The 22,792-nt window shown below is 62.2% G+C and carries 20 protein-coding genes; 5 read left to right on the top strand and 15 right to left on the bottom strand.

The genetic code is table 11. From position 1 onward, the window contains the following. Window positions 1-97: 97 nt before the first annotated feature. The 14 genes from JFU57_RS02720 to dksA form a co-directional block, all read right to left on the bottom strand. Window positions 98-1,114 (bottom strand): class I SAM-dependent rRNA methyltransferase, encoded by a 1,017-nt coding sequence (locus tag JFU57_RS02720; RefSeq protein WP_201128029.1) that lies wholly within the window; start codon window positions 1,112-1,114, stop codon window positions 98-100. 147 nt (window positions 1,115-1,261) lie between these two features. Next, window positions 1,262-2,128, bottom strand: a complete 867-nt coding sequence (locus JFU57_RS02715; RefSeq protein ID WP_020296484.1) for an oxygenase MpaB family protein — start codon at window positions 2,126-2,128, stop codon at window positions 1,262-1,264. Window positions 2,129-2,179: 51 nt separating this feature from the next. After that, complete coding sequence (acs, locus tag JFU57_RS02710) at window positions 2,180-4,117, bottom strand: acetate--CoA ligase (RefSeq protein ID WP_201128027.1); 1,938 nt, start codon at window positions 4,115-4,117, stop codon at window positions 2,180-2,182. A 218-nt stretch (window positions 4,118-4,335) separates the two neighbouring features. Next, complete coding sequence (pgi, locus tag JFU57_RS02705; RefSeq protein WP_201128025.1) at window positions 4,336-6,000, bottom strand: glucose-6-phosphate isomerase; 1,665 nt, start codon at window positions 5,998-6,000, stop codon at window positions 4,336-4,338. Between the two features lie 241 nt (window positions 6,001-6,241). Beyond that, window positions 6,242-6,622, bottom strand: a complete 381-nt coding sequence (gene panD, locus JFU57_RS02700) for an aspartate 1-decarboxylase (RefSeq protein ID WP_020296487.1) — start codon at window positions 6,620-6,622, stop codon at window positions 6,242-6,244. A gap of 104 nt (window positions 6,623-6,726) precedes the next feature. Then, the gene (gene panC / locus JFU57_RS02695) at window positions 6,727-7,587 is read right to left on the bottom strand and encodes a pantoate--beta-alanine ligase (RefSeq protein WP_201128023.1); all 861 of its coding nucleotides are present in this window, start codon (window positions 7,585-7,587) and stop codon (window positions 6,727-6,729) included. Next, complete coding sequence (gene panB, locus JFU57_RS02690) at window positions 7,584-8,384, bottom strand: 3-methyl-2-oxobutanoate hydroxymethyltransferase (protein ID WP_078471788.1); 801 nt, start codon at window positions 8,382-8,384, stop codon at window positions 7,584-7,586. Before panB ends, panC begins: the two co-directional genes overlap by 4 nt. Window positions 8,385-8,619: 235 nt before the next feature. Further along, window positions 8,620-9,099 (bottom strand): 2-amino-4-hydroxy-6-hydroxymethyldihydropteridine diphosphokinase, encoded by a 480-nt coding sequence (gene folK / locus JFU57_RS02685; protein ID WP_201128021.1) that lies wholly within the window; start codon window positions 9,097-9,099, stop codon window positions 8,620-8,622. A gap of 4 nt (window positions 9,100-9,103) precedes the next feature. After that, a complete protein-coding gene (locus JFU57_RS02680) occupies window positions 9,104-10,498 on the bottom strand; it encodes a polynucleotide adenylyltransferase PcnB (protein ID WP_078471790.1) in 1,395 nt (464 codons plus the stop codon). Window positions 10,499-11,220: 722 nt separating this feature from the next. After that, entirely contained in the window at window positions 11,221-12,657 is a 1,437-nt protein-coding gene (locus tag JFU57_RS02675) for a sigma-54-dependent transcriptional regulator (RefSeq protein ID WP_078471793.1), read from the bottom strand. 22 nt (window positions 12,658-12,679) lie between these two features. Further along, the gene (locus JFU57_RS02670; RefSeq protein WP_161955754.1) at window positions 12,680-15,634 is read right to left on the bottom strand and encodes a sensor histidine kinase; all 2,955 of its coding nucleotides are present in this window, start codon (window positions 15,632-15,634) and stop codon (window positions 12,680-12,682) included. Next, window positions 15,618-15,794 (bottom strand): hypothetical protein, encoded by a 177-nt coding sequence (locus tag JFU57_RS02665; protein ID WP_003176118.1) that lies wholly within the window; start codon window positions 15,792-15,794, stop codon window positions 15,618-15,620. The genes JFU57_RS02670 and JFU57_RS02665 overlap by 17 nt, the downstream gene beginning before the upstream one ends. Before the next feature lie 77 nt (window positions 15,795-15,871). Then, window positions 15,872-16,765 carry a tRNA glutamyl-Q(34) synthetase GluQRS gene (gene gluQRS, locus JFU57_RS02660; protein ID WP_201128019.1) on the bottom strand — a complete coding sequence of 298 codons (894 nt, stop codon included), beginning with the start codon at window positions 16,763-16,765 and terminating at the stop codon, window positions 15,872-15,874. Between the two features lie 135 nt (window positions 16,766-16,900). Then, window positions 16,901-17,344, bottom strand: a complete 444-nt coding sequence (gene dksA, locus JFU57_RS02655) for an RNA polymerase-binding protein DksA (RefSeq protein WP_020296495.1) — start codon at window positions 17,342-17,344, stop codon at window positions 16,901-16,903. A gap of 343 nt (window positions 17,345-17,687) precedes the next feature. Between dksA and JFU57_RS02650 the strand changes: the two genes are divergently transcribed. Both JFU57_RS02650 and sfsA read left to right on the top strand, forming a co-directional pair. Continuing rightward, window positions 17,688-18,860 carry a pyridoxal phosphate-dependent aminotransferase gene (locus JFU57_RS02650; RefSeq protein ID WP_078471797.1) on the top strand — a complete coding sequence of 391 codons (1,173 nt, stop codon included), beginning with the start codon at window positions 17,688-17,690 and terminating at the stop codon, window positions 18,858-18,860. Next, window positions 18,860-19,573: a DNA/RNA nuclease SfsA gene (gene sfsA / locus JFU57_RS02645; RefSeq protein ID WP_201128017.1), complete on the top strand. Its 714-nt coding sequence runs from the start codon at window positions 18,860-18,862 to the stop codon at window positions 19,571-19,573. The genes JFU57_RS02650 and sfsA overlap by 1 nt, the downstream gene beginning before the upstream one ends. Here sfsA and JFU57_RS02640 read toward each other — a convergent pair. Beyond that, complete coding sequence (locus JFU57_RS02640) at window positions 19,570-19,887, bottom strand: Rieske (2Fe-2S) protein (protein WP_078471799.1); 318 nt, start codon at window positions 19,885-19,887, stop codon at window positions 19,570-19,572. The genes sfsA and JFU57_RS02640 overlap by 4 nt on opposite strands. Window positions 19,888-20,102: 215 nt before the next feature. On the opposite strand from JFU57_RS02640, the gene JFU57_RS02635 reads away from it, so the two are divergent. The 3 genes from JFU57_RS02635 to JFU57_RS02625 are packed head-to-tail and all read left to right on the top strand — an operon-like array spanning window position 20,103 to window position 22,788. Continuing rightward, the gene (locus JFU57_RS02635; protein ID WP_201128016.1) at window positions 20,103-20,987 is read left to right on the top strand and encodes a heme/hemin ABC transporter substrate-binding protein; all 885 of its coding nucleotides are present in this window, start codon (window positions 20,103-20,105) and stop codon (window positions 20,985-20,987) included. A 50-nt stretch (window positions 20,988-21,037) separates the two neighbouring features. Continuing rightward, window positions 21,038-22,021, top strand: coding sequence for a FecCD family ABC transporter permease (locus JFU57_RS02630; RefSeq protein ID WP_178102972.1), 984 nt, complete (start codon window positions 21,038-21,040; stop codon window positions 22,019-22,021). Continuing rightward, on the top strand, window positions 22,021-22,788 hold the full coding sequence (locus JFU57_RS02625; RefSeq protein WP_201128014.1) for a heme ABC transporter ATP-binding protein: 768 nt from the start codon (window positions 22,021-22,023) through the stop codon (window positions 22,786-22,788). Before JFU57_RS02630 ends, JFU57_RS02625 begins: the two co-directional genes overlap by 1 nt. Window positions 22,789-22,792 lie beyond the last annotated feature (4 nt).

Raw genomic sequence — 22,792 nt, 5'->3', positions numbered from 1 at the left:
ATCTATCTGATATCGGAAGTGCCTTGGAGTATGGCACGCGTTTCCGGTTCCGAAACAATCGGTGGATACAGGATTGTTCAGATTTGCCGCTACCGGGTCAGAGTTGCAGGACCAGGGTCTTGAGCGGTGGCTGTTGGTCCTGCGACGGGAAGTCCGCGCCGGGGGTCAGTACCTGGCAGTCACGCACCGGGCGCCCGGCCTTTTCGGCGCAACGCAGGACCTGTCCACGCCAATCGTCCATCGATACCTTTGCCAGGTTGTTGCAGCAAATCAGCACCCCATCCTCTGCGGTGGCCAGCAACGCCGGCTTCAGCAGGCTCTGGTAATCGCGCAACAGATCGACGGTGCCGAAGGCGCTCTTGGCCCAGGCGGGCGGGTCGAGCAATACCAGGTCGTATTGACGCTGTCCCAGGCGCGGATAACTGGGCAGTTTCTGCCCGCGACGCTGGCTGATGGGCAGTCCGGCCAATTGGCGAATGGCCGGGAAGTAATCGGACTGCACGAACTCCATGGTCGGCAACTGCGGGTTCAGCGCACCGTTCTCCCGGCCCACCGCCAGGTTGCCCTCGGCGAAGTCCAGGTTGCAGACCTCGCGGGCGCCGCCGGCTGCGGCACTCAGGCCGACGCCACAGGTATAGGCAAACAGGTTGAGCACGCTTTTGCCGGCGCTGTGTGCCTTGACCCAGCCGCGGGCGTTGCGCAGGTCGAGAAACAGCAGGGGATCCTGCCCCGCATGTCGGCCGCGGACCCGGTAGTTCAAGCCCCATTCATGGCCCACCAGGTCTTGCAGCGCGGCCTCATCGGCGCGATACACCGTGTCTTCGCGGTCGATCCGCGAGTTGCCCCGAGAGCGGTCGTTGTAGACCAGCAGGGTGTCCAGGCCCAGGTGTTGGTTGATGGCCTGGTGCAGTTCCAGCAGCGTGTCGCGTTCCAGGCTCTGGTGAAAGCTCTGCACCAGCAGTTGCGGGCCATAGCGGTCGACGGTCAGGCCGCCGGCCCCTTCCTGGCTGCCGTGGAACAGGCGATAGCAATCGGTGCCTTGCTGATGCAACTCGGCGAGCAGTTCCTGGCGATGATCGAGGGCGGCGCGCAGCGCCTGATTCAAGGAAGACATGCGGGCGCCTTGCGAATGATTGGGCGCGGCAGTTTACCAGCTATGTCGCCAGAGGGCTTGTTCCTGCTGGCCTGCGCCCTGGGAGCGCAATCCATTCAACCGCCCCCGGGCAACTCATCAGTTTCTGCGTTCTTTACTGCTTCGGTCTTACAGCCCCATGCGCCGTTTCGCCCGTTGTACCGAGCCATTACGCACCGCCCAGCGCAGCATGGGCGCACTGCGGTTGACGCTGGCGCGGATCAACTGGCGTTGCAGCGGGTTCTGGCTGACGTCGAGCATCGCACTGGCCCAGTCCGGCAGCAGATCGATTCCGGCCTTCATCATCAGTGCGCCAAAAGGCTTGGCCAGACGGCTGGGAGCGGGGGCCGCCAGTAAAAGGCGCAGCACTTCTCGACTGCGTTCGTCACACAACAACTGCGGTTGCATGCGGGCCAGGTAATCGCCGACCTCCCGGCGCGAGCGCGGGATATCGCGGGCGCCGAGGCGTTCGGCAACCAGCGCGATCTCGGCGTAATACCGGTCTTGATCGGCGGGCGACAAGTTCGGGTTGCGGTAGCGCAAGTGGGCCGCGAGGAAGCTGCTGACTTCAGCCACATGCACCCAGGTCAGCAGGTCAGGGTCGCTGGCGGCGTAGGGGCGGCCGTCGGGCGCGGTGCCAACCACCTGCAGGTGAATGGTGCGCACCTTGTCGATCAGCCATTCAGCATCCTGGCGCGAACCGAAGGTGGTGCCGGAAATGAACTGGCCGGTGCGGCGCAGGCGGCCGAGCATGTCCTGGCGAAAGTTTGAATGGTCCCAGACCCCGGCCAGGGCCAGTGGGTGCAGAGCCTGCATCAACAGGGCACTGATGCCGCCGATCAGCATGCTGCTGAAATCGCCATGCACTTGCCAACTGACCGAGTCCGGGCCGAACAGGCCCGGGTCGCCCTTGGGGTTTTCCAGGTCGAGTTTGCCCAGCGACAGGCCGGACAGGCTCATGACTTGGTTTTCGATGCGGCTACGAATGAATTCCATGACAGCTCGGTGATGTCTTCATGAGAGAAGCGCGGCCTGGGCCGCGCCGATTCAGAGGTTCAGGCGTTTGTCGATCAGCCCCTCGACCACGCTGGGGTCGGCCAGGGTCGAGGTGTCGCCCAGGCTGTCCAGCTCGTTGCAGGCGATCTTGCGCAGGATACGCCGCATGATCTTGCCCGACCGGGTTTTCGGCAAGGCCGGCGCCCATTGCAGCAGTTCCGGCTTGGCGAAGCTGCCGATTTCCTTGCTGACCAGGGCCAGCAGTTGTTTCTTCAGGTCATCGTTGGCTTCGACCCCGTTCATTGGGGTGACGAAGGCATAGATGCCCTGGCCCTTGAGGTCATGGGGGTAACCGACCACGGCGGCTTCGGCAACGCTGTCATGCAGCACCAGCGCGCTCTCGACCTCGGCGGTGCCGATGCGATGGCCGGAGACATTGATCACGTCATCGATGCGCCCGGTGATCCAGTAATCGCCGTCCTCGTCGCGGCGTGCGCCGTCACCGGTGAAGTAGTAGCCGGGGTAAGGTTTGAAATAGGTGTCGACCATGCGCTGCGGATCGCCATAGACGCTGCGGATCTGCCCAGGCCAGCTGGCTTTGAAGGCCAGCACGCCGCTGCCGGCGCCGGTGATTTCCTTGCCCTGTTCGTCCAGCAGCACGGGTTGTACGCCAAACATGGGCTGGGTGGCGCAGCCGGGTTTGATCCGGGTTGCGCTGACCAGGGGGCTGAGCATGATCCCGCCGGTCTCGGTCTGCCACCAGGTATCGACGATCGGGCAGCGTTGCTCGCCTACCACATTGAAATACCACTCCCAGGCTTCCGGGTTGATCGGTTCGCCGACGCTGCCAAGCAGGCGCAGGCTGCTGCGCGAGGTTTGCTGCAAGGGTTCGGGGCCTTCGCGCATCAAGGCCCGCAGAGCGGTTGGCGCGGTGTAGAAAATATTCACCTGGTGTTTGTCGATGACCTCCCAGAACCGCGAGCTGCTCGGGTAGCTGGGCACGCCCTCGAAGATCAGGGTCGTGGCGCCATTGGCCAGCGGGCCGTAGACGATGTAGCTGTGGCCGGTGACCCAGCCGACATCCGCAGTGCACCAGAAGACTTCGCCGTCGCGGTAGTCGAGCACGTACTTGAAGGTCATGGCCGCCTGCAGCAGGTAACCGCCGGTGGTATGCAGCACGCCCTTGGGTTTGCCAGTGCTGCCCGAGGTATAGAGGATAAACAGCGGGTCTTCGGCGTCCATGGGCTCTGGCGGGCAGTCATCGTCGACGCTGCGCAGGGCCTGGTGATACCAGAGGTCGCGGCCTTCGACCCAGTTCACCGGGTTTTGCGTGCGCTCGACCACCACGACGGTACTGACTCCGGGGCAGTTGAGCAGGGCTTGGTCGACGTTGTTTTTGAGCGGTACGAACTTGCCGCCGCGCACGCCTTCATCGGCGGTGATGACGGTGCGGCAATCCGCATCCAGAATCCGGTCGCGCAAGGCATCCGGGGAGAAGCCACCAAAGACCACCGAGTGCACGGCGCCGATTCGCGTGCAGGCGAGCATGGCGTAAGCGGCTTCGGGGATCATCGGCATGTAGATGCACACCCGGTCGCCCTTCTTCACGCCACGGCTTTTCAGCACGTTGGCCAGGCGACACACGTAGTGGTGGAGCTTTTTATAGGTGATCTGCAGCGACTCGGCCGGATCGTCGCCTTCCCAGAGAATGGCCACCTGGTCGCCACGTTGTTCCAGGTGACGGTCGATGCAGTTGTAGCTGACGTTCAGCTCGGCACCGGCAAACCAGCTGGCGGAACCGGTTTTCAGGTCATAGCGCTGGACGGTCTGCCACGGTTTGCTCCAGTCGAGAAAACGTGTGGCCTGGTCGGCCCAGAAGACGCTGGGGTGTTCGATGGATTGTCGGTACAGGCGCTGGTAATCGTCCTGGCTCAGTTGTGCTGCCCGGCGGACGGCATCGGCTTTGGGGAACGTGCTGATATCGAACATGACGGTTCCTTATTCTTGTTTTTGCGACAAGTAATAAAGATGCGCCGAGCGGGGGGAGGGTTCAAGAGGCAGGCCCGCCGTCGAGGTCGAGGCGGGGTTGGCCTGGGTCGCAGCAGGTTAGGCCGTGCGCGGCTTGCGGGTGCATCGCCGGTTGGCCGTTGCCTTTGTTACAGGAGGTGAAAGCGTGGCCCGTTGAACAGGCCACGCTGAACAACCCGTCAGCCGCGGTGGCGACCGCGGAAGTAGTTGATCAAACCCTGAGTGGAGGCATCGTCAGCCGGTGTTTCCTCGCTGCCAACCAGGCGGTTGTAGACGCCTTTGCCCAGCTCCTTGCCCAGCTCCACGCCCCATTGGTCGAAGGCGTTGATGCCCCACACCACGCTCTGCACGAACACCTTGTGTTCATACAGCGCCACCAGTGCGCCCAAGCGACGCGGGCTGATGCGCTCGACCACCAGGGTGTTGCTCGGGCGGTTGCCCGGAATCACCTTGTGCGGCGCAAGCTTCTGCACTTCGTCTTCGCTCAGGCCTTTGTCGCGCAGTTCGGTTTCGGCTTCGGCGCGGGTCTTGCCCAGCATCAGCGCCTGGCTTTGCGACAGGCAGTTGGCGTACAGCCACTGGTGGTGGTCGGAGACCGGGTTGAAGCTGACGATCGGCACGATGAAGTCGGCCGGAATCAGTTGGGTGCCTTGGTGCAGCAACTGGTGGTAAGCGTGCTGACCGTTGCAGCCGACGCCGCCCCAAATGACCGGGCCGGTATCAGTGGACACCGGGGTGCCGTCCTGGCGCACGCTCTTGCCGTTGGACTCCATGTCCAACTGCTGCAAGTGCTTGGTGATGTTACGCAGGTAGTGGTCGTACGGCAGGATCGCGTGGCTCTGCGCGCCCCAGAAGTTGCCGTACCAGACGCCCAGCAACGCCAGCAGTACCGGCATGTTCTGTTCGAATGGCGCGCTCTGGAAATGCTGGTCCATGGTGTAGGCACCGGACAGCAGTTCCTTGAAGTTCGACATGCCGATGGCCAGGGCGATCGGCAACCCGATGGCCGACCACAGCGAATAGCGGCCGCCGACCCAATCCCACATCGGGAAGATGTTTTCTTCGCGGATACCGAACGCCACGGCAGCGGCGTTGTTGCTGGAAACCGCAATGAAGTGCCGATACAGCTCGGCTTCCGAACCACCCTGGGCCAGGTACCAGGCGCGTGCGGCCTGGGCGTTTTTCAGGGTTTCCAGGGTATTGAAGGATTTCGACGAGACGATGAACAGCGTGGTCTCGGCGCGCAGCTTGAGGGTCAGCTCATGGAACTCACTGCCGTCGATGTTCGCCAGGTAATGGCAGCGCACGCCTTTTTGGGCATAGGACAGCAGGGCTTCGGAAACCAGTTCCGGGCCCAGGAACGAGCCACCGATACCGATGTTCACCACGTCGGTGATCGGTTTTTCGGTGTAGCCACGCCACAGGCCATCGTGAATGCGACCCACCAGGTCGGTGATCTGATTCAGCACCTTGTGCACGTCAGGCATCACGTTGACGCCATTGACCGACAGTTTGTCGCCTACCGGGCGGCGCAGGGCGGTATGCAGGGCCGGGCGCCCTTCGGAAGAGTTGACCAACTCGCCATTGAACAGCGCCTTGATCGCGTCCTGCAGGCCGACTTCGTCAGCCAGGCCTACCAGCAGGTCGCGGGTTTCACTGTTGATCAGGTTTTTCGAATAATCGAGAAAAAGCCCACAGCTGCTCAGGCTGAAATGATGAAAGCGCTGCGGGTCGGCATTGAAGGCTTCGCGCATGCTGAAATCCTGCATGGCTTGGCGGTGGTCATTCAACGCCTGCCAGGCGGGCAGAGCGGTAACGTCATGAGGGGTGCGGTAATACGCCATCGCTGCGGTTTTCCTTTTGCTTGAACTGCCTTTTGGACACTGAAAAGCCCGGAACGTCCTGTTGGATGACAGGCCTCGTTCGGTCGACCCTGCGTCAACACGATAAATGGCGCGGGGCAATTACAGTAACCCTCGCGTGTTGATCTGTCTTGGCTTTGTCTGACCTGTGGCCGGTACTTTTTTATACCGGCGCGCACGGCGGGTGCAACAAAGGGGTATGGATTGTTAGAAAAGAGTGGTTTCAGGCGACCTGAACCGGGATGGCATTGCTGGTGTGGCTCAGCTCGTTGCCGGGGGCCATGTACAGCATGCGCGGCTGGAAGTTGAGCAGCTCGGCTTCGCTGTAGTGGGCATAGGCGCAGATGATCACCCGATCGCCGACCTTGGCTTTGTGCGCTGCGGCGCCGTTGACCGAGATCATGCGCGAACCGGGCTCGCCACGAATGGCGTAGGTGGTGAAACGTTCGCCATTGTCGACGTTGTAGATCTGGATCTGTTCGTACTCACGGATGCCAGACAGGTCCAGCCATTCGCCATCGATGGCGCAAGAGCCTTCGTAATCGAGCACAGCGTGGGTGACTTCGGCGCGATGCAGCTTGGCCTTGAGCATGATGGCGTGCATGGGTGTATCCCTTGTCAGATCCTCGGGCGGGGCGCGGCAATAGTGGCTGCGGGCCCCTGGCGGCGGCAGTTTGCCCGAAGGTCCTGCTTCGGGCAATCAGGCTTTTATGCCGTGGCGTCGAGGTTCAGATGAAGGTTATCGATCAGGCGTGTGGCGCCCAGATACGCGGCCGCCAGAATCACCAGGTCGCGGTCATCTGTCGTGGCCAGGCGCAGGTTCGTGGCGTGGCGGATCTCCAGGTAATCGGGACGTAGACCGGCCGCTTCCAGTTGCTGGCGTTGTTCGCCCAGCAGCTTGGGATAATCCCGTTCGCCCTGCTCGATAGCCTGGGCGATCTGGCTCAGGCTGCGGTACAGCGCCGGCGCGATGGCGCGTTGTTGCTCGTCCAGGTAGCCATTGCGCGAAGACAATGCCAGGCCGTCGGCGGCCCGTACGGTCGGCTCGCCGATAATCTGGATCGGCATGTTCAGGTCCTGGACCAGGGCACGAATGACCGCCAGTTGCTGAAAGTCCTTCTGGCCAAACACCGCGAGGTCCGGCTGCACCATGTTGAACAGCTTGCAGACCACGGTCGCCACGCCCTCGAAATGCCCGGGACGGCTGGCGCCGCACAGGCCTTCGGAAAGCTGGGGGACGCTGACTCGGGTCTGGCCGCTCATGCCCTCCGGGTACACCTCTTCAACGCTGGGGGCGAAGAGCAGGTGGCAGCCGGCTTGCAGCAGTTTTTCCTGGTCGGCGGCCAGGGTCCGAGGGTACTTGTCGAGGTCTTCGCCCGCGCCGAATTGCAGCGGGTTGACGAAAATGCTCGCCACCACGAAATCCACTCGCTGCGCCGCCTTGGTCACCAGTGCGGCATGGCCGCTGTGCAGGTTGCCCATGGTCGGGACCAGACCGATACGTTTGCCTTCGCTACGGGCGCGAGCCACCGCCGCGCGCAGCTCGCGCACAGTTTTAACAGTATTCATGCAGAGAATCCGTGTTCAGCGCCCGGGAAAGTCCCGGCTTTGACTTCATTGACGTAGGCGGCCAGGGCGGACTGGATGCTGTCCTGGCCGGCCATGAAGTTCTTCACGAACTTGGGCGCACGGCCGCTCAGTGACAGCCCGAGCATGTCGTGGATCACCAGAACCTGGCCGTCGGTGGCGCTGCCGGCGCCGATGCCGATCACCGGGATTTTCACCGCCTGGGTGATTTCAGTGGCCAGCTCGCTGGGCACGCATTCGAGCAGCAGCATCGCTGCCCCCGCCTGCTCCAGGGCGATGGCATCCGCGCGCATCTGCCGGGCCTGGTTCTCGTTGCGGCCCTGGACCTTGTACCCACCAAGGATATTCACCGACTGTGGGGTCAGGCCCATGTGCGCGCACACCGGAATGCCGCGCTCGGCCAGCAGGCGAATCGAATCCGCCAGCCACAGTGCACCTTCGACCTTGACCATGTGCGCACCGGCCTGCATCAGCTGGGCGCTGTTGTTGAGGGCCTGCTCGGTGGTGGCATAGGCCATGAAGGGCAGGTCGGCGAGGATCAGCGCGCCACTGTTACCGCGTTTGACCGAAGCCACGTGGTAGGCCATTTCGGCGGTGGTAACGGGGAGGGTGCTGTCGTGCCCTTGCAAGACCATGCCGAGGGAGTCGCCCACCAGCAGAACGTCGACGCCCGCTTCGCAGCAGGTGTGGGCGAAGGTGGCGTCATAGCAGGTCAACATGGCGATCTTCTCGCCTTTCTGCTTGAGGTTTTGCAGGGTGGTCAGGGTGATATCCGGCATCAAAAGGTCCTCATTCAGGCGCTTTGGAAACTACTGCGAGTAACGCGCGTGATTCTTCGTTTATTCAGGCGCACGGTCTTTTGTCGTGCTTATAAGGCCTGGATTGCGCCCTTTAACGCCAGGTTGGCGGCAACGGGACGCCTATAGTCGTGAGGAGAACTCGGGAAGTCAATTGGATGTGTTACCGCATTGTTACGCCGCGGGTGTTACCGCGGTTACTGATGCGTTTCAGCTGTCAGGCCAGCCGTTCCAGCCCGACAAAAGGGCAGGCCGCGAGGAGTTCGCGCAGGGTACGGCCGTCGGCCAGTTGCAGGTTTTCCGGAGCCAGTTCCGCCAGGGGGTAGAGGACAAAGGCCCGGGCGTGCATGTGGTAATGCGGGACCTTGAGCCGCGGCTCGTCGATCAGGCGGTCACCGAACAGCAGGATATCCAGATCAAGGGTGCGCGGGCCCCAGCGCTCGTTGCGCTCCCGGCCCTGGCTGTTTTCGATGGCTTGCAGCGCATCCAGCAAGGCCAGAGGGGACAGGCGGCTATCAAGCGCCGCGACTGCGTTGGTGTAGCGCGGTTGGCCGGGCAGCAGGGAGTCGCTCTGATAGAACGACGACACGCCCACCCACTCGGTCTCTGGCAGCTGCGCCAGGGCATCAGTTGCGCTGCGCAGTTGTTGCGTTGGGGCAGCCAGATTGCTGCCCATGCCGATGTAGATGCGCTCCATCAACTTACTCGCCGGATGGGCCCGCGCTGCGTTTGCGCTTGGCGCCGCTGCTGCGGCGGCGTTTACGTGGAGCGCCGCTGGCACTGTCATCCTTGCCGCTGAGGTCGCGGATCATGTCGCGGCGTTCGGCATCGTTGGCATCCTGATAATCAGTCCACCACTCGCCCAGGCCATCGGTCTGCTCACCTGCGCTCTCACGCAGCAGCAGGAAGTCATAGCCGGCACGAAAACGCGGGTTGTCCAGTAACTGGTCGGCGCGCTTGCCGCTACGACGTGGCAGGCGCTCCTGCATGTCCCAGATCTCGCGGATCGGCATGGTGAAGCGTTTCGGAATTGCTATGCGCTGGCACTGTTCGGCGATCAGCTCATGGGCCGCTTCCTGCATCGCCGGAATTGGCGGCATGCCGCGTTCCTGCAGGCGCAACACACGGGCCGGAAGGGCCGGCCAGAGCAGGGCGGCGAAGAGGAAGGCCGGGGTCACCGGTTTGTTCTGCTTGATGCGCAGATCAGTATTGGCCAGGGCTTCGCTGATCAGGGTATGGGTATAAGTCGGGTTGTACTCCAAGGCCTCGGCGCTGGCCGGGAACAACGGATCGAACAGTTGCAGGTCCACCAGCATCTCAAAGGTGTCTGCTGCGTGGCCCGAGAGGAACAGCTTGAGCACTTCCTCGAACAGGCGTGCCGACGGGATCTCCCGCAGCATCGGGGCCAGGTCGCGAATCGGCGCGGCGGTGTGCTTCTCGATGCCGAAATCCAGCTTGGCTGCGAAGCGCACGGCCCGCAGCATCCGCACCGGGTCTTCCTGGTAGCGTTGCTGAGGGTCGCCGATCAGGCGGATCAGATGATTGCGGATGTCGTGCACGCCATTGGCGTAATCAAGAATGCGCTCACTGACCGGATCGTAATACAGGGCGTTGATGGTGAAGTCGCGGCGTTGAGCATCTTCTTCGAGGGTGCCGTAGACGTTGTCGCGCAGGATCCGCCCGCTTTCATTACGCGAGGACTGATTGCTGTCTTCCTCTTCGTCGTTCTGCGGGTGGTTGGCGCGGAAGGTCGCGACCTCGATGATTTCGCGACCAAAATGGATATGCACCAGTTTGAAACGGCGACCGATGATGCGCGCGTTACGAAACTCTGCCCGCACCTGTTCCGGTGTGGCGCTGGTGGCGACGTCGAAATCCTTGGGCGTGATATTGAGCAGCATGTCGCGCACGCAACCACCTACCAGGTACGCCTGATAGCCCGCGTTCTGCAGGCGTTCGACGATGTTCACCGCATAGCGGCTGAACTGGGCGCGTTGCAGCGAATGTTGGCTGCTGTTGAGCACTTCAGGCGTGCTACGGATGTGTTGCGTATGACGCTTGGGCGAACGGAATGACTGGAACAACTTCTTCAGCATGGGATGCACTGTTTGAAGGAATGTTCGGCCATAACGAAGAATGACCGCATGATGGGCCGGGATTCTAGCATTTAGTCGGGGGATGGTGTAGGACGGCGGAGTTTTGAGCTGAAAGCCGTGAGCGGCATGGGTTGGGCGGGTAAAGCTGAATCGCGGAAACTACAAGGGGAGCCGAAGCTCCCCCAGAAGTAGTTGCGTGCTCTATTTTTATTATTGGTTTTGGGCTTCTTGTTTTTGTTTAACGCCCGTGTCACCTGGTTTATCCAGAGTGACCCTCCCAATCGGGAGCCAAGAGCAAACGGATTGCTTTGATCGCTGTGTTGCAATGATCTGATGATCCAACCAGTTCAGGCTCTGCCTTAGGGCAGTTTTTGTTGTTCTCGGCCTGGTTGTGGGGCAAGCCCCAAATACAACGCCTCTCCAAAAGAATCAGTTAGCTGCGCCTCCGCCGTGTTGTTTTTATTATGCGTGAGTCGATTCGTCTTATTTTTATTGTCTTATGCATTGCTTGTTATTGTTCTTGTACCAGACATATAGCAGATGCCGTGCCAACTTTTGCGAACCCCAATGAAACTGGGGGTTGACCGGTGTTTTTGGTTTTTTACGGGCAAAAAAAAGCCGGGGCTTCGTTACCTTTAGCCCCGGCTTTTGTTACGTGAAATTGCAGAGGTAACAGTTTTTTCACAAAGTCGAGTGTTACCCGCACTCCCTACAGCCAAGGTTCAGCTTTCGCTGGCAACCCCGGTCTTGCGCCGTGGAATGCCCAGGCGCTGGCGCCGTTCCCACAGGCACTTGCGGCTGACGCCCAGTTTGCGTGCCAGTTCGGTCTCGGTCATATGGTCCTGATGCTCGAGCACGAAATGCTGGAAGTAGTCTTCCAGAGACAGATCTTCGGTGGGCTCGTGGCTGGTGGTATTGGCGCCGCCCTGTTGCGGAGCCAGGCCGATGAAGTCGTCATCGTCCAGGTCGCTCAGTTCGATATCTATGCCCAGCAGCTCGGCAGAAATCTCCGGGCTTTCACACAGGATCACCGCACGCTCGACGGCGTTTTCCAGCTCCCGCACGTTTCCTGGCCAGGAATAATGACGAATGGCCTGTTCGGCGTCCGGGGCAAACCTCAGGTCGGTACGGCCCACACGTGCGCTCTGGCGTGCCAGAAAGGCGGTGGCGATCTCGTTGACGTCGGCGCCACGCTCACGCAGTGCGGGCAGCTTGAGGGCAATCACGTGCAGTCGGTAATAAAGGTCTTCACGGAACTGGCCGATCTTGGCCAGGCTCTTGAGGTCCCTGTGGGTAGCAGCGATCAGGCGCACATCCACCTTCTGCGACTGCACCGAGCCGACACGACGGATTTCGCCTTCCTGCAGTACCCGCAACAGGCGCGCCTGGGCTTCCAGGGGCAGCTCGCCGATTTCGTCGAGGAACAGCGTGCCGCCGTCCGCTGCTTCCACCAAGCCCGCGCGCCCGGCGCTGGCCCCGGTGAATGCACCTTTTTCGTGGCCGAACAGTTCGGACTCGATCAGGGTTTCCGGAATGGCTGCGCAGTTGACCGAAATCATCGGCGCCTTGGCACGTTTCGACAGATTGTGCAGGGCGCGGGCCACCAGTTCCTTGCCGGTCCCGGATTCGCCCTGGATCAGTACATTGGAGTCGGTCGGGGCGACCTTGCGGATCTTGCTGTACATGTCCTGCATCGGCGGGCATGAGCCGATGATGCCGATCTCGCCATTACTGTTGCCGGCGCCGGCTTTCTCGCCAGCGTTGGCTGCCTTGCCCGCCGGACGCTCAGCCGGGTTGGCCTGGGCGCTTTGCCGATCGCGCAGGATGCGCGCCACGGCCTGGAGCATTTCGTCGTGGTCGAAAGGTTTGGCGATGTAATCCACCGCGCCCATCTTCATTGAGTCAACGGCCGAACGCAGGCTGGCGTAGCTGGTCATGATCAGCACCGGCGTGCCCTGGCCGAGCTTGATCAGCTCGGTACCGGGGGCGCCCGGCAAGCGCAAATCACTGACGATCAGGTCGAACGTGGGGATGCTGAAACGCTCCTGCGCTTCCTGCACCGAGCCGGCTTCGCTGACCTGGTACTGGTTGCGCTCCAGCAGACGACGCAAGGCGGAGCGGATGATGGTTTCGTCTTCGACGATCAGAATGTGCGGCATTGATTCAATTCTCTCGACGGTCTCAGTTCACAGCGGACGTCGCTTCGACATGACGCGGTAGAGTCACCCGGATACGGGTGCCGCGTTGGCTTTCGGTGTCAGCCGGGCTGTCGATGGTGATTTGTCCATAATGCTCTTCAACGATGGAATAGACCAGTGCAAGGCCCAGTCCGGTGCCTTCGCCAGGATCCTTGGTGGTGAAGAAAGGTTCGAACAATCGGTCCATGATGTTCTTCGGAATGCCGCTGCCTTCGTCTTCTACGATCAGATCGATCGTATGTTCCGAGGCCTCGCTTTTCACTCGTACTGCACTGCCCGCCGGTGAGGCGTCGCGGGCGTTGGACAGCAGATTGATCAGAACCTGGGCGAGCCGTTGCGGGTCGCCGTCGACCCAGTGATCGGGGTCGCACAGGTTGAAAAATTGCACTTCGAAATTGCGCCGGTTCAGCGCCAGCAGACCGATGGCGTCCTGGGCGACTTCGGCCAGGCAGACCGGCTCGTCGTTGTGCTGATGGCTGCCGGCATGGGCGAAGCTCATCAGCGATTGCACGATGCGCGACACCCGCTTGGTCTGCTCAAGGATCTGGCCGCTGATTTCGGTCAGCTCGCTGTCATCTTCCCGTTCTTCGCGCAGGTTTTGCGCCAGGCAGGCGATACCGGTGATCGGGTTGCCAATTTCGTGGGCCACGCCCGCAGCCAGGCGGCCGATGCTGGCCAGTCGCTCGGAGTGCACCAGCTTGTCTTCGAGCATCTGGGTTTCGGTCAGGTCCTCCACCAGCAGCACCAGGCCGCTATTGCCCGGGGCCAGGGGCTCATCGATGGCAGCCTTGTGCAGGTTGAGCCAGCGGGTCTGGCCGTCGAGGGCCAGGTGCTGTTTGTGCAAATGTTCGTCAGGCAGGTTGATGAAACCCTGCAGCAGTTCTTTCCAGGGATCGGCAATGGTGCTCAGGCGCGAGCCGACCACGTGTTGCGCCGGGATATTGGTCAGCTCCTCCATGGCCTTGTTCCACATCAGGATCTCCTGATCCTTGGCCAGGGAGCAGACCCCCATCGGCAGTTCCTGCAGGGTTTGCCGGTGGTAGCGGCGCAAGGCGTCGAGCTCGGCGGCAAGGCCTGTCAGGCGCGAGTGGTAATCCTCCAGCCGGCTCTCAATAAAGTGGATGTCTTCAGTGACGTAGTTTTCGCCGCTGGCCTTATAGGGCAAGAAGGTCTCGACCATGTCCTGGGCCACGCTGGGCCCCATCAGCCCGGACAGGTTGGCCTCGATGCGGTCGCGCAGGCGGCGCAGGGCGTACGGACGGCGCTCGTCGAAGGGCAGATAAAGGTCGCGCAAGGCCTGTTCGACTTCCTTCTGCGCAGCCTTGGCGCCCAGGGGCTTGGCCAGCTGTGTGGCGAATTCCTGGGGTGAAGCCGCATGCAGTTCACGGCGCTGCGGGCGGCGCACGTTGTCCACCGCACAGGCTTCGGCGGCGCTGGCCTCTTCGGCGCTGGCGTTGGTGAACAGCGAGATCAGGGTGAACATCAACACGTTGGCGGCCAGGGAGGCGATCGCCGCCATATGCCAACTGGTGTCATCCAGCACGTAGATCATGTTCAACAGCGGAATATAGAAACCCTGCAAGTTGCCGATCAACGGCAGCAGCATGGTCACCAGCCATACCAGGATCCCCGCCAGCAAGCCGGCGATAAAGCCCCGGCGGTTGGCGGTCGGCCAATAGAGTACGGACAGCACGCCGGGCAAGAATTGCAGGGTGGCGACAAAGGCGACGATGCCCAGGTTCGCCAGGTCCTGCTCGGCGCCCAGCAGCAGGTAGAAGGCGTAGCCGGCCATGATAATGGCGACGATCAGCGCGCGACGGGTCCATTTCAGCCAGCGGTAGATATTGCCCTCGGCCGGTGGCTGATACAGCGGCAGCACCAGGTGGTTCAGGGCCATGCCCGACAGTGCCAGGGTCGTGACGATGATCAAGCCGCTGGCCGCCGACAGCCCGCCGACATAAGCCAGCAGCGCCAAGGCCTTGCTGTTGGCGGCGATGCCGATGCCAAGGGTGAAGTATTCCGGGTTGGTGGTGGCGCCCAGTTTCAGGCCGGCCCAGAGGATCAGCGGCACCGCCAGGCTCATCAGCAGCAGGAACAACGGCAGGCCCCAGCTGGCGCTGACCAGTGAGCGCGGGTTGAGGTTCTCGGTGAAGGTCATGTGGTACATGTGCGGCATCACAATCGCCGAGGCGAAGAACACCAGCAGCAGCGTGCGCCACGGACCTTCCTGCAGCGGGGTGTGCAGGGCGGCGAGGGCGGTCTGGTTCTGCAGGAGCCAGATTTCCAGCTGCTGCGGACCATCGAACACGCCATACAAGGCGTAGAGGCCGACGCCGCCGATGGCGATCAGCTTGATCACCGACTCGAAGGCAATGGCAAACACCAGGCCTTCGTGTTTTTCCCGGGTGGCGATATGCCGGGACCCAAAGAAGATGGTGAACAGGGTGATCAGTGCGCAGAAGCTCAAGGCAACCCGATGCTGCACCGGCTCGCGGGTGAGAATGCCAATGGAGTCGGCGACCGCCTGGATTTGCAGCGCCAGCAGCGGCAGCACACCGATCAGCATGAAAATCGTGGTCAGTGCGCCGGCCCAGGTGCTGCGAAAACGGAAGGCGAACAGATCGGCCAGGGATGACAACTGGTAGGTGCGGGTGATTTTCAGAATCGGGTAGAGCAGCACCGGCGCCAGCAAAAAGGCCCCGGACACCCCCAGATAGCTGGACAGGAAGCCGTAACCGTACTGATACGCCAGGCCGACCGTACCGTAGAACGCCCAGGCACTGGCGTAGACCCCGAGGGACAGGGTGTAGGTCAGCGGGTGGCGAATGATCGAGCGCGGAATCATTCCGCGTTCACTGATCCAGGCGACGCCGAACAGCACGGCCAGGTAGGCGGCGCTGATCAGGATCATCTGGGTCAGGCTAAAGCTCATCGGCATCTTTTTGGCTCTGCAGGATGAAGGTCACGACGATCAGAATCAGCCAGAGCAGATACGGGCGATACCAGGCGCCAGTAGCATCGATCCACCAATCCATGATGGCGGGGGAAAACAGATAGATCCCCACTACCAGGAGCAGGACCAAGCGATAGATGTACATCCCGGCCTCTCTTTATTGTGTGCGTGCCCGAAAACGTGCGGCGATGGTAACGGATGGGCGCCAAGCTGCAAGTGGCGTCAGCGTAATTGCGCTTCCGGCACGCTAAGAGTGCGCGGGATCAACCCGGCGTCCCAGTGAGTGATACCCCAGTTCAGCACTTCTCGCGGGGTGGCGTCGTCCAGTTCACTGCCGGGTATCTGCCCCAGCGCCCGCAATGCGCGCAGTAACAGGGCGGTGGCCTGATCTTCGGCCAGCGGCGGTGAGCGGTAGGACTTGCCCAGCTTGTTGCCGTCCGGCTGGGTTATCAAGGGCACGTGCAGGTAGCGTGGCTGCGGCAGCCCAAGCAACTCCTGCAGGTATAGCTGGCGTGGGGTGGAGTCCAGGAGGTCGGCGCCGCGCACAATATCGGTCACGCCCTGCCAGGCATCGTCCAGCACCACCGCCAGTTGATAGGCGTACAGGCCGTCACGCCGTCGAATCACGAAATCGCCGACCTCACGCCCCAGATGCTGGCGAAACTCGCCCTGTACTCGATCGTTGAAATGGTATTCCAGCTCCGGCACGCGCAGACGGATCGCGGCATTATCCTGGCCATGGCCAGCGTTGCGGCACAGCCCTGGGTAGATCCCGTGGTAGGGCTCCAGTTGTTTGCGCGAGCAGGTGCAGGCGTAGGCCAGGCCATGGTTGAACAGGCGATTCAGGACCTCGGCGTAGGCGTCATGGCGCTCGCTCTGGCGGACCATTTCGCCGTCCCATTCAAAGCCGTAGCTTTCCAGGGCCTTGAGAATCGCCGCCTGGGCGCCGGGCTCTTCCCGTGGTGGGTCAAGGTCTTCCATGCGCAACAGCCAGCGCCCACCGGAGGCGCGTGCGTCCAGGTACGAGGCGAGGGCTGCCACCAGCGAGCCGAAATGCAGGTAGCCGCTGGGAGTCGGGGCGAAACGCCCGATGTATGAGGAGTTCGAGGCAGTCATGGGAGGGCGATTACATGCTCTGGTTCGGTCGACACGAGTTTGGCGCGTGCTGCGGGCTCAGGGAGCACCATCGGTTGAAATGCCAGAAACAAAAACGGAGCGTTCGCACGCTCCGTTTTTTACTCGGGCCGGCTGTTATTTGCCGACCTGTTTTTCCTTGATTTCGGCCAAGGTCTTGCAGTCGACGCACATGTCGGCTGTAGGACGGGCTTCCAGACGGCGAATACCGATCTCGACGCCGCAGGATTCACACCAGCCGTATTCTTCGTCTTCGATCAGTTGCAGGGTCTTGTCGATCTTCTTGATCAACTTGCGCTCACGGTCGCGGGCACGCAGTTCAAGGCTGAACTCTTCTTCCTGGCTGGCACGGTCGGCCGGGTCAGGGAAGTTGGCGGCTTCGTCTTTCATGTGGTCAACCGTGCGGTCGACCTCCTGCATCAAGTCCTGTTTCCACTTGTTCAGGATCTTGGTGAAGTGCTCGCGCATGGGCTTGCCCATGTACTCTTCGCCCTTCGTTTCAACGTAGGGTTCGAAGCCACTGATCGATTGGCTGCTCTGTTGCTTTGCTTGGGTGGGCATGAATGGACCGCCTCTACTCTTGTAATCCATTGCGCAGGATTGCTCCATCTCCGACGGTTGCCGGCCCTGCGCCTGCAAGCGGGCGAACTTACCAGAACAAGTCGGACCGCGCTACTCCCGGTTGTCGAGCCCCCAGCCCACGGCGCTTGCAGATCCTGGAGAGGGTTGCTCCGGCCAGTCCGAGGGCCTGGCCAAAATGTAATTTTAGTCAGTTTTTTGCCCCACGTTGGTGCTCATGGCTCCCGGCCATCGGGCGGAGCCAAGCGCTTTAGACTCTCTCCTCGCTCCCCGGTTGGGTAGAATCGAGCTTTTGTTCCCTCTCTTATTATATGAAGGAAGGCTAATGGCTCAGCCCTACAGTGCGCGCAGCCGCGCTATCGAACCTTTCCATGTGATGGCCCTTTTGGCTCGTGCCAATGAATTGCAGGCCGCCGGTCGGGATGTCATTCACCTGGAGATCGGCGAGCCGGACTTCACCACGGCCGAGCCGATCATCCAGGCCGGCCAGGCCGCGCTGACCGCCGGTAAGACCCGTTACACCGCTGCTCGCGGCATTCCCGAGCTGCGCGCGGCCATTTCCGGCTTCTATCAACAGCGCTACGGCCTGGATATCGACCCGCAGCGCATCCTGATCACCCCGGGCGGCTCCGGGGCCTTGTTGTTGGCCAGCAGCCTGCTGGTCGATCCCGGCAAGCACTGGCTGCTGGCGGACCCGGGCTATCCGTGCAACCGGCATTTCCTGCGGCTGGTGGAGGGGGCGGCGCAGTTGGTGCCGGTTGGCCCGGATGTGCGTTACCAGCTGACTCCGGATCTGGTGGAGCGCTACTGGGATCAGGACAGTGTCGGCGCACTGGTGGCGTCGCCGGCCAACCCGACCGGGACCATCCTGACTCGCGATGAGCTGGCCGGCCTGTCGGCCGCGATCAAGGCGCGAAATGGTCACCTGGTGGTGGACGAGATCTACCACGGCCTGACCTACGGCACAGATGCCGCCAGTGTGCTGGAGGTGGATGACAGCGCCTTTGTGCTGAACAGTTTTTCCAAGTACTTCGGCATGACCGGCTGGCGCCTGGGATGGCTGGTGGCCCCGCCAGCGGCCGTCGGTGAGCTCGAAAAGTTGGCGCAGAACCTCTACATCAGTGCCCCAAGCATGGCCCAGTATGCGGCGTTGGCCTGTTTTGAGCCCGCGACCATCAGCATCCTTGAAGAGCGCCGCGCAGAGTTCGGCCGGCGGCGGGACTTTCTCCTGCCGGCGTTACGCGAGCTGGGCTTTGGCATTGCCGTCGAGCCCGAAGGTGCGTTTTACCTGTATGCAGACATCAGCGCGTTTGGCGGTGATGCCTTTGCCTTCTGTCGACACTTTCTCGAAACCGAGTCCGTGGCGTTCACCCCGGGCCTGGATTTCGGTCGGCATCAGGCCGGGCACCATGTGCGCTTTGCCTACACCCAAAGCCTGCCGCGCCTGCAGGAAGCGGTGGAGCGCATTGCTCGTGGCTTGCGGAGCTGGCAAGGCTGATGCGCTTTCATCCTCCTCTCGAAGAAGGCCGTCTGATACGGCGCTACAAACGGTTCCTGGCGGATATCGAGACCGCCAGCGGCGAGCTTCTGACAATCCACTGCCCCAACACCGGCTCGATGTTCAACTGCATGGTCGAGGGCGGGCAGGTCTGGTTCAGTCGGTCCAACGACCCCAAGCGCAAGTTGCCCGGTACCTGGGAAATCAGCGAAACCCCACAAGGGCGCCTGGCCTGTGTCAACACCGCGCGGGCCAACCCGCTGATTGAAGAGGCGCTGAGGGCCGGGCTGATCAGTGAACTCAATGGGTTTACAGCGCTCAAGCGCGAGGTGCCGTACGGCCAGGAAAACAGCCGCATTGATTTTCGTCTCGACTATGCCGACGGCCCGGCCTTTGTCGAAGTCAAAAGCGTGACCCTGGGGTTCGACGGCACGCCGGTGGCAGCTTTTCCGGATGCGGTGACCCAGCGTGGGGCCAAGCATTTGCGCGAATTGGCATGCCTGGCGCGCGAAGGCGTGCGGGCAGTGCAGTTGTATTGCGTCAACCTGAGCGGGATCGAGGCCGTGCGCCCGGCCCAGGAAATCGACCCGGCCTACGCTGCCGCATTGCGCGAGGCGGTGGCGGCAGGAGTTGAAGTGCTGGCCTATGGCGTGCGCCTGACGGCTGAAGAAGTCTGTGTCGAGCGGCGTCTGGAGGTCTTGCTCAACGGTTAAAGCTGGACCCAGACCCCCTGCTGATCTTCGCGGCAGGGGATGGCAGTCAGGGACTGGCCGGCGCAGGGGCCGGCGACGCATTCACCGTCCTCGATCAGAAACAGGGCGCCGTGGGTCGCGCATTGAATGAGGCTGGCGCTCTGATCAAGGAATTGGTCGGGCTGCCACTCCAGGGCCACGCCCCGGTGCGGGCAGCGGTTGGCGTAGACGTACACCTGCTGGTTGCGGCGCACGGCGAACAGCTTGACCCCGTCAAGCTCGAAGCCCCGGCTGCAAGCGTCGGGCAGGTCGTCATTGGCGCAAAGAAACTTCATTTCAATCCTCGGGCGCCGGAGGCTCTAAGCTCAGGCTGTCGGTGCGTTTTCGGGTGATTTGCTGAAACACGTCTGTGCTTGACTGCTAAATGCAAACAATTATCAAATAGCTGCTTCGCCCGTTTGCGGCGCTTGCTCATTTCGATGCCCGGGTTGCAGGGCATGTCACATGGACGGCGGTGTCATCGGCTCAATCTTCTATAGGAAATGCTTTTATGCGCATGAGTGCCAGCGCAATCGCGCTCTGTATCGCAATGCTGGCCGGCCATGCCAACGCGGCCGATTTGCCACAACGTTGGGTGAGTGCCGGCGGTGCATTGTCCGAGTGGGTCAGTGCGCTGGGAGCCGAATCGAAGCTGGTCGGTGTCGACACCACCAGCCAGCATCCGGAGTCGCTCAAGACGCTGCCGAGTATTGGTTATCAGCGTCAGTTGTCCGCCGAGGGCATCTTGAGCCTGCGTCCGCAGATTTTGGTCGGCACCGAGGAAATGGGGCCGCCACCCGTGCTGTCGCAGGTTCGCAGCGCTGGGGTGCAGGTCGAATTGTTCTCGGCCCAGGCTGATCTGCCGACGCTGCAGCACACGCTAGAGCATCTGGGCCAACTGCTGGGTAACGAGGCCCAGGCCGCGCAATTGTTCCAGGGTTATCAGCGGCAGCTTGAGCAACAGCAGGCCAGCGTCAGCCAGGCCCAGGCCAAGCATGCGGCCCCGGGTGTGCTGTTGTTGCTCGGGCATGCCGGTGGCAAGCCGCTGATCGCGGGCAAGGACACGGCGGCTGATTGGGTATTACGCCAGGCGGGCGGCCGTAACTTAGCGACCCACAGCGGTTACAAACCCTTTTCGGTGGAATCGCTGGCCAGTCTCAGCCCGGATGTACTGGTGTTTGCCGACCGCAGCTTGACCGGTGATGCGGCGCGCGCGGCCTTGTTCAAGGAAAACCCGATTCTGGCCTCCACCGCGGCAGCCAAGTCTGGACGCGTGGTTGAGCTGGATCCAACGCTCCTCGTGGGTGGATTGGGGCCGCGCCTGCCGCAAAGCCTCAAGGTGCTGTCGGCGACCTTCTACCCTGATGCAGCGAGTGCGGCGAACTCCGCTCCATGAAGCCTCTGGTCAAACCTCGTAGTTTATTTATCGGCCTGAGTTGTCTCTGCCTGCTGGCGATCTGGCTGTCCCTGGCCCTGGGGCCGGTCAGCCTGCCTCTGCTGGATACTCTGCGGGCGGCCTTGCGCATGCTCGGGCTGCCGATCGACGGCCAGGGCCTGGAGCAGGCCGAACTGATCCTTGGGCAGATCCGCCTGCCGCGTACCTTGCTAGGCCTGGCCGTGGGCGGGGTGCTGGCGTTGTCCGGGGTGGCGATGCAAGGCCTGTTTCGCAACCCGCTGGCCGATCCCGGGCTGGTGGGGGTCTCCAGCGGCGCAGCCTTGGGCGCGGCGCTGGCGATTGTCGGCGGCTCCCTGTTTGGTGGATTGCCGGAGGCCGTTGGACCTTATTTGCTGTCGTTGTGCGCGTTTCTTGGCGGCTTGGGAGTGACCGCACTGGTATATCGCCTGGGGCGGCGTAATGGCCAGACCAACGTAGCGACCATGCTCCTTGCGGGCATCGCGCTGACTGCCCTGGCGAGCTCCGCGGTGGGGCTGTTCACTTATCTGGCGGACGACGCCACCTTGCGCACCCTGACGTTCTGGAACCTGGGCAGCCTCAATGGCGCCAGTTACTCGCGCTTGTGGCCCTTGGTGCTGGTGAGCGCGGGCGTGGCGTTGTGGTTGCCGCGCCGCGCTCGGGCGCTGAATGCCCTGTTGCTGGGGGAGTCGGAAGCCAGTCACCTGGGCATCGATGTCGAGCGGCTCAAGCGTGAACTGGTGTTCTGTACTGCGCTGGGGGTCGGCGCGGCAGTTGCCGCCGCCGGGATGATCGGCTTCGTCGGGCTGGTGGTGCCGCACCTGATACGTCTGCTGGCGGGCCCAGATCATCGGACTTTGTTGCCTGCTTCGATCCTGGCGGGCGCCAGCCTGTTGCTGCTGGCGGACCTGGTGGCGCGCCTGGCCCTGGCGCCGGCCGAGTTGCCCATCGGTATTGTCACCGCCTTCATTGGCGCACCGTTCTTTTTGTATTTGCTATTGCGAGGGCGTGCCTGATGTTGTGCGTACACAACCTGCATGTCCTGCGCGGCAAAAAAGCGGTGCTGACGGCCATCGACCTTGAGCTCAAGCCGGGTGAAGTGCTTGGCGTACTGGGCCCCAATGGCGCGGGCAAGAGCACCTTGCTGGGGGCGTTGTGTGGTGAGTTGCAGCCCGATCAGGGCCAGGTCCTCCTCGATCAGCGCGAACTGGCGCAATGGGGAGGCGCACAACGGGCCCAGCGGCTGGCGGTTTTGCCTCAACACTCAACGCTGGATTTTGCCTTTCGTGTGGAAGAGGTCGTAGGGATGGGGCGCTTGCCGCACCAGAGCGGGCGGGTCCGGGATGACGAAATCGTCCTTGAGGCCCTGCAAGCGGCAGACGCCGCCCATTTGCAAGGGCGCAGCTACCTCGCGCTGTCTGGCGGTGAGCGCCAGCGTGTTCACCTGGCGCGGGTGTTGGCTCAGCTATGGCCAGGGGAGGTGGGGCAGACGTTATTGCTCGATGAGCCCACCTCGGCCCTTGATCCCTTGCACCAGCACATCACCTTGCAGGCAATTCGGGCATTTGCCGATCGTGGGGTCGCGGTGCTGGTGATCCTGCATGATCTGAACCTGGCCGCGCGCTATTGTGACCGGGTGCTGCTGCTTCAGGGGGGCAGTCCCCATGCGCTGGACACTCCGGAGCAGGTCCTGCGCCCCGAGCCGCTCAAGGCGGTGTTTGGCCTGGAGGTGCTGGTGCAGGCGCATCCGGAGCGCGGTCATCCCCTGATCATTGCTCGTTGAGCCA

This window comes from Pseudomonas sp. TH07, from assembly GCF_016651285.1.
Classification (GTDB): domain Bacteria; phylum Pseudomonadota; class Gammaproteobacteria; order Pseudomonadales; family Pseudomonadaceae; genus Aquipseudomonas.
This window is presented reverse-complemented; position numbering and strand designations above follow the sequence as displayed.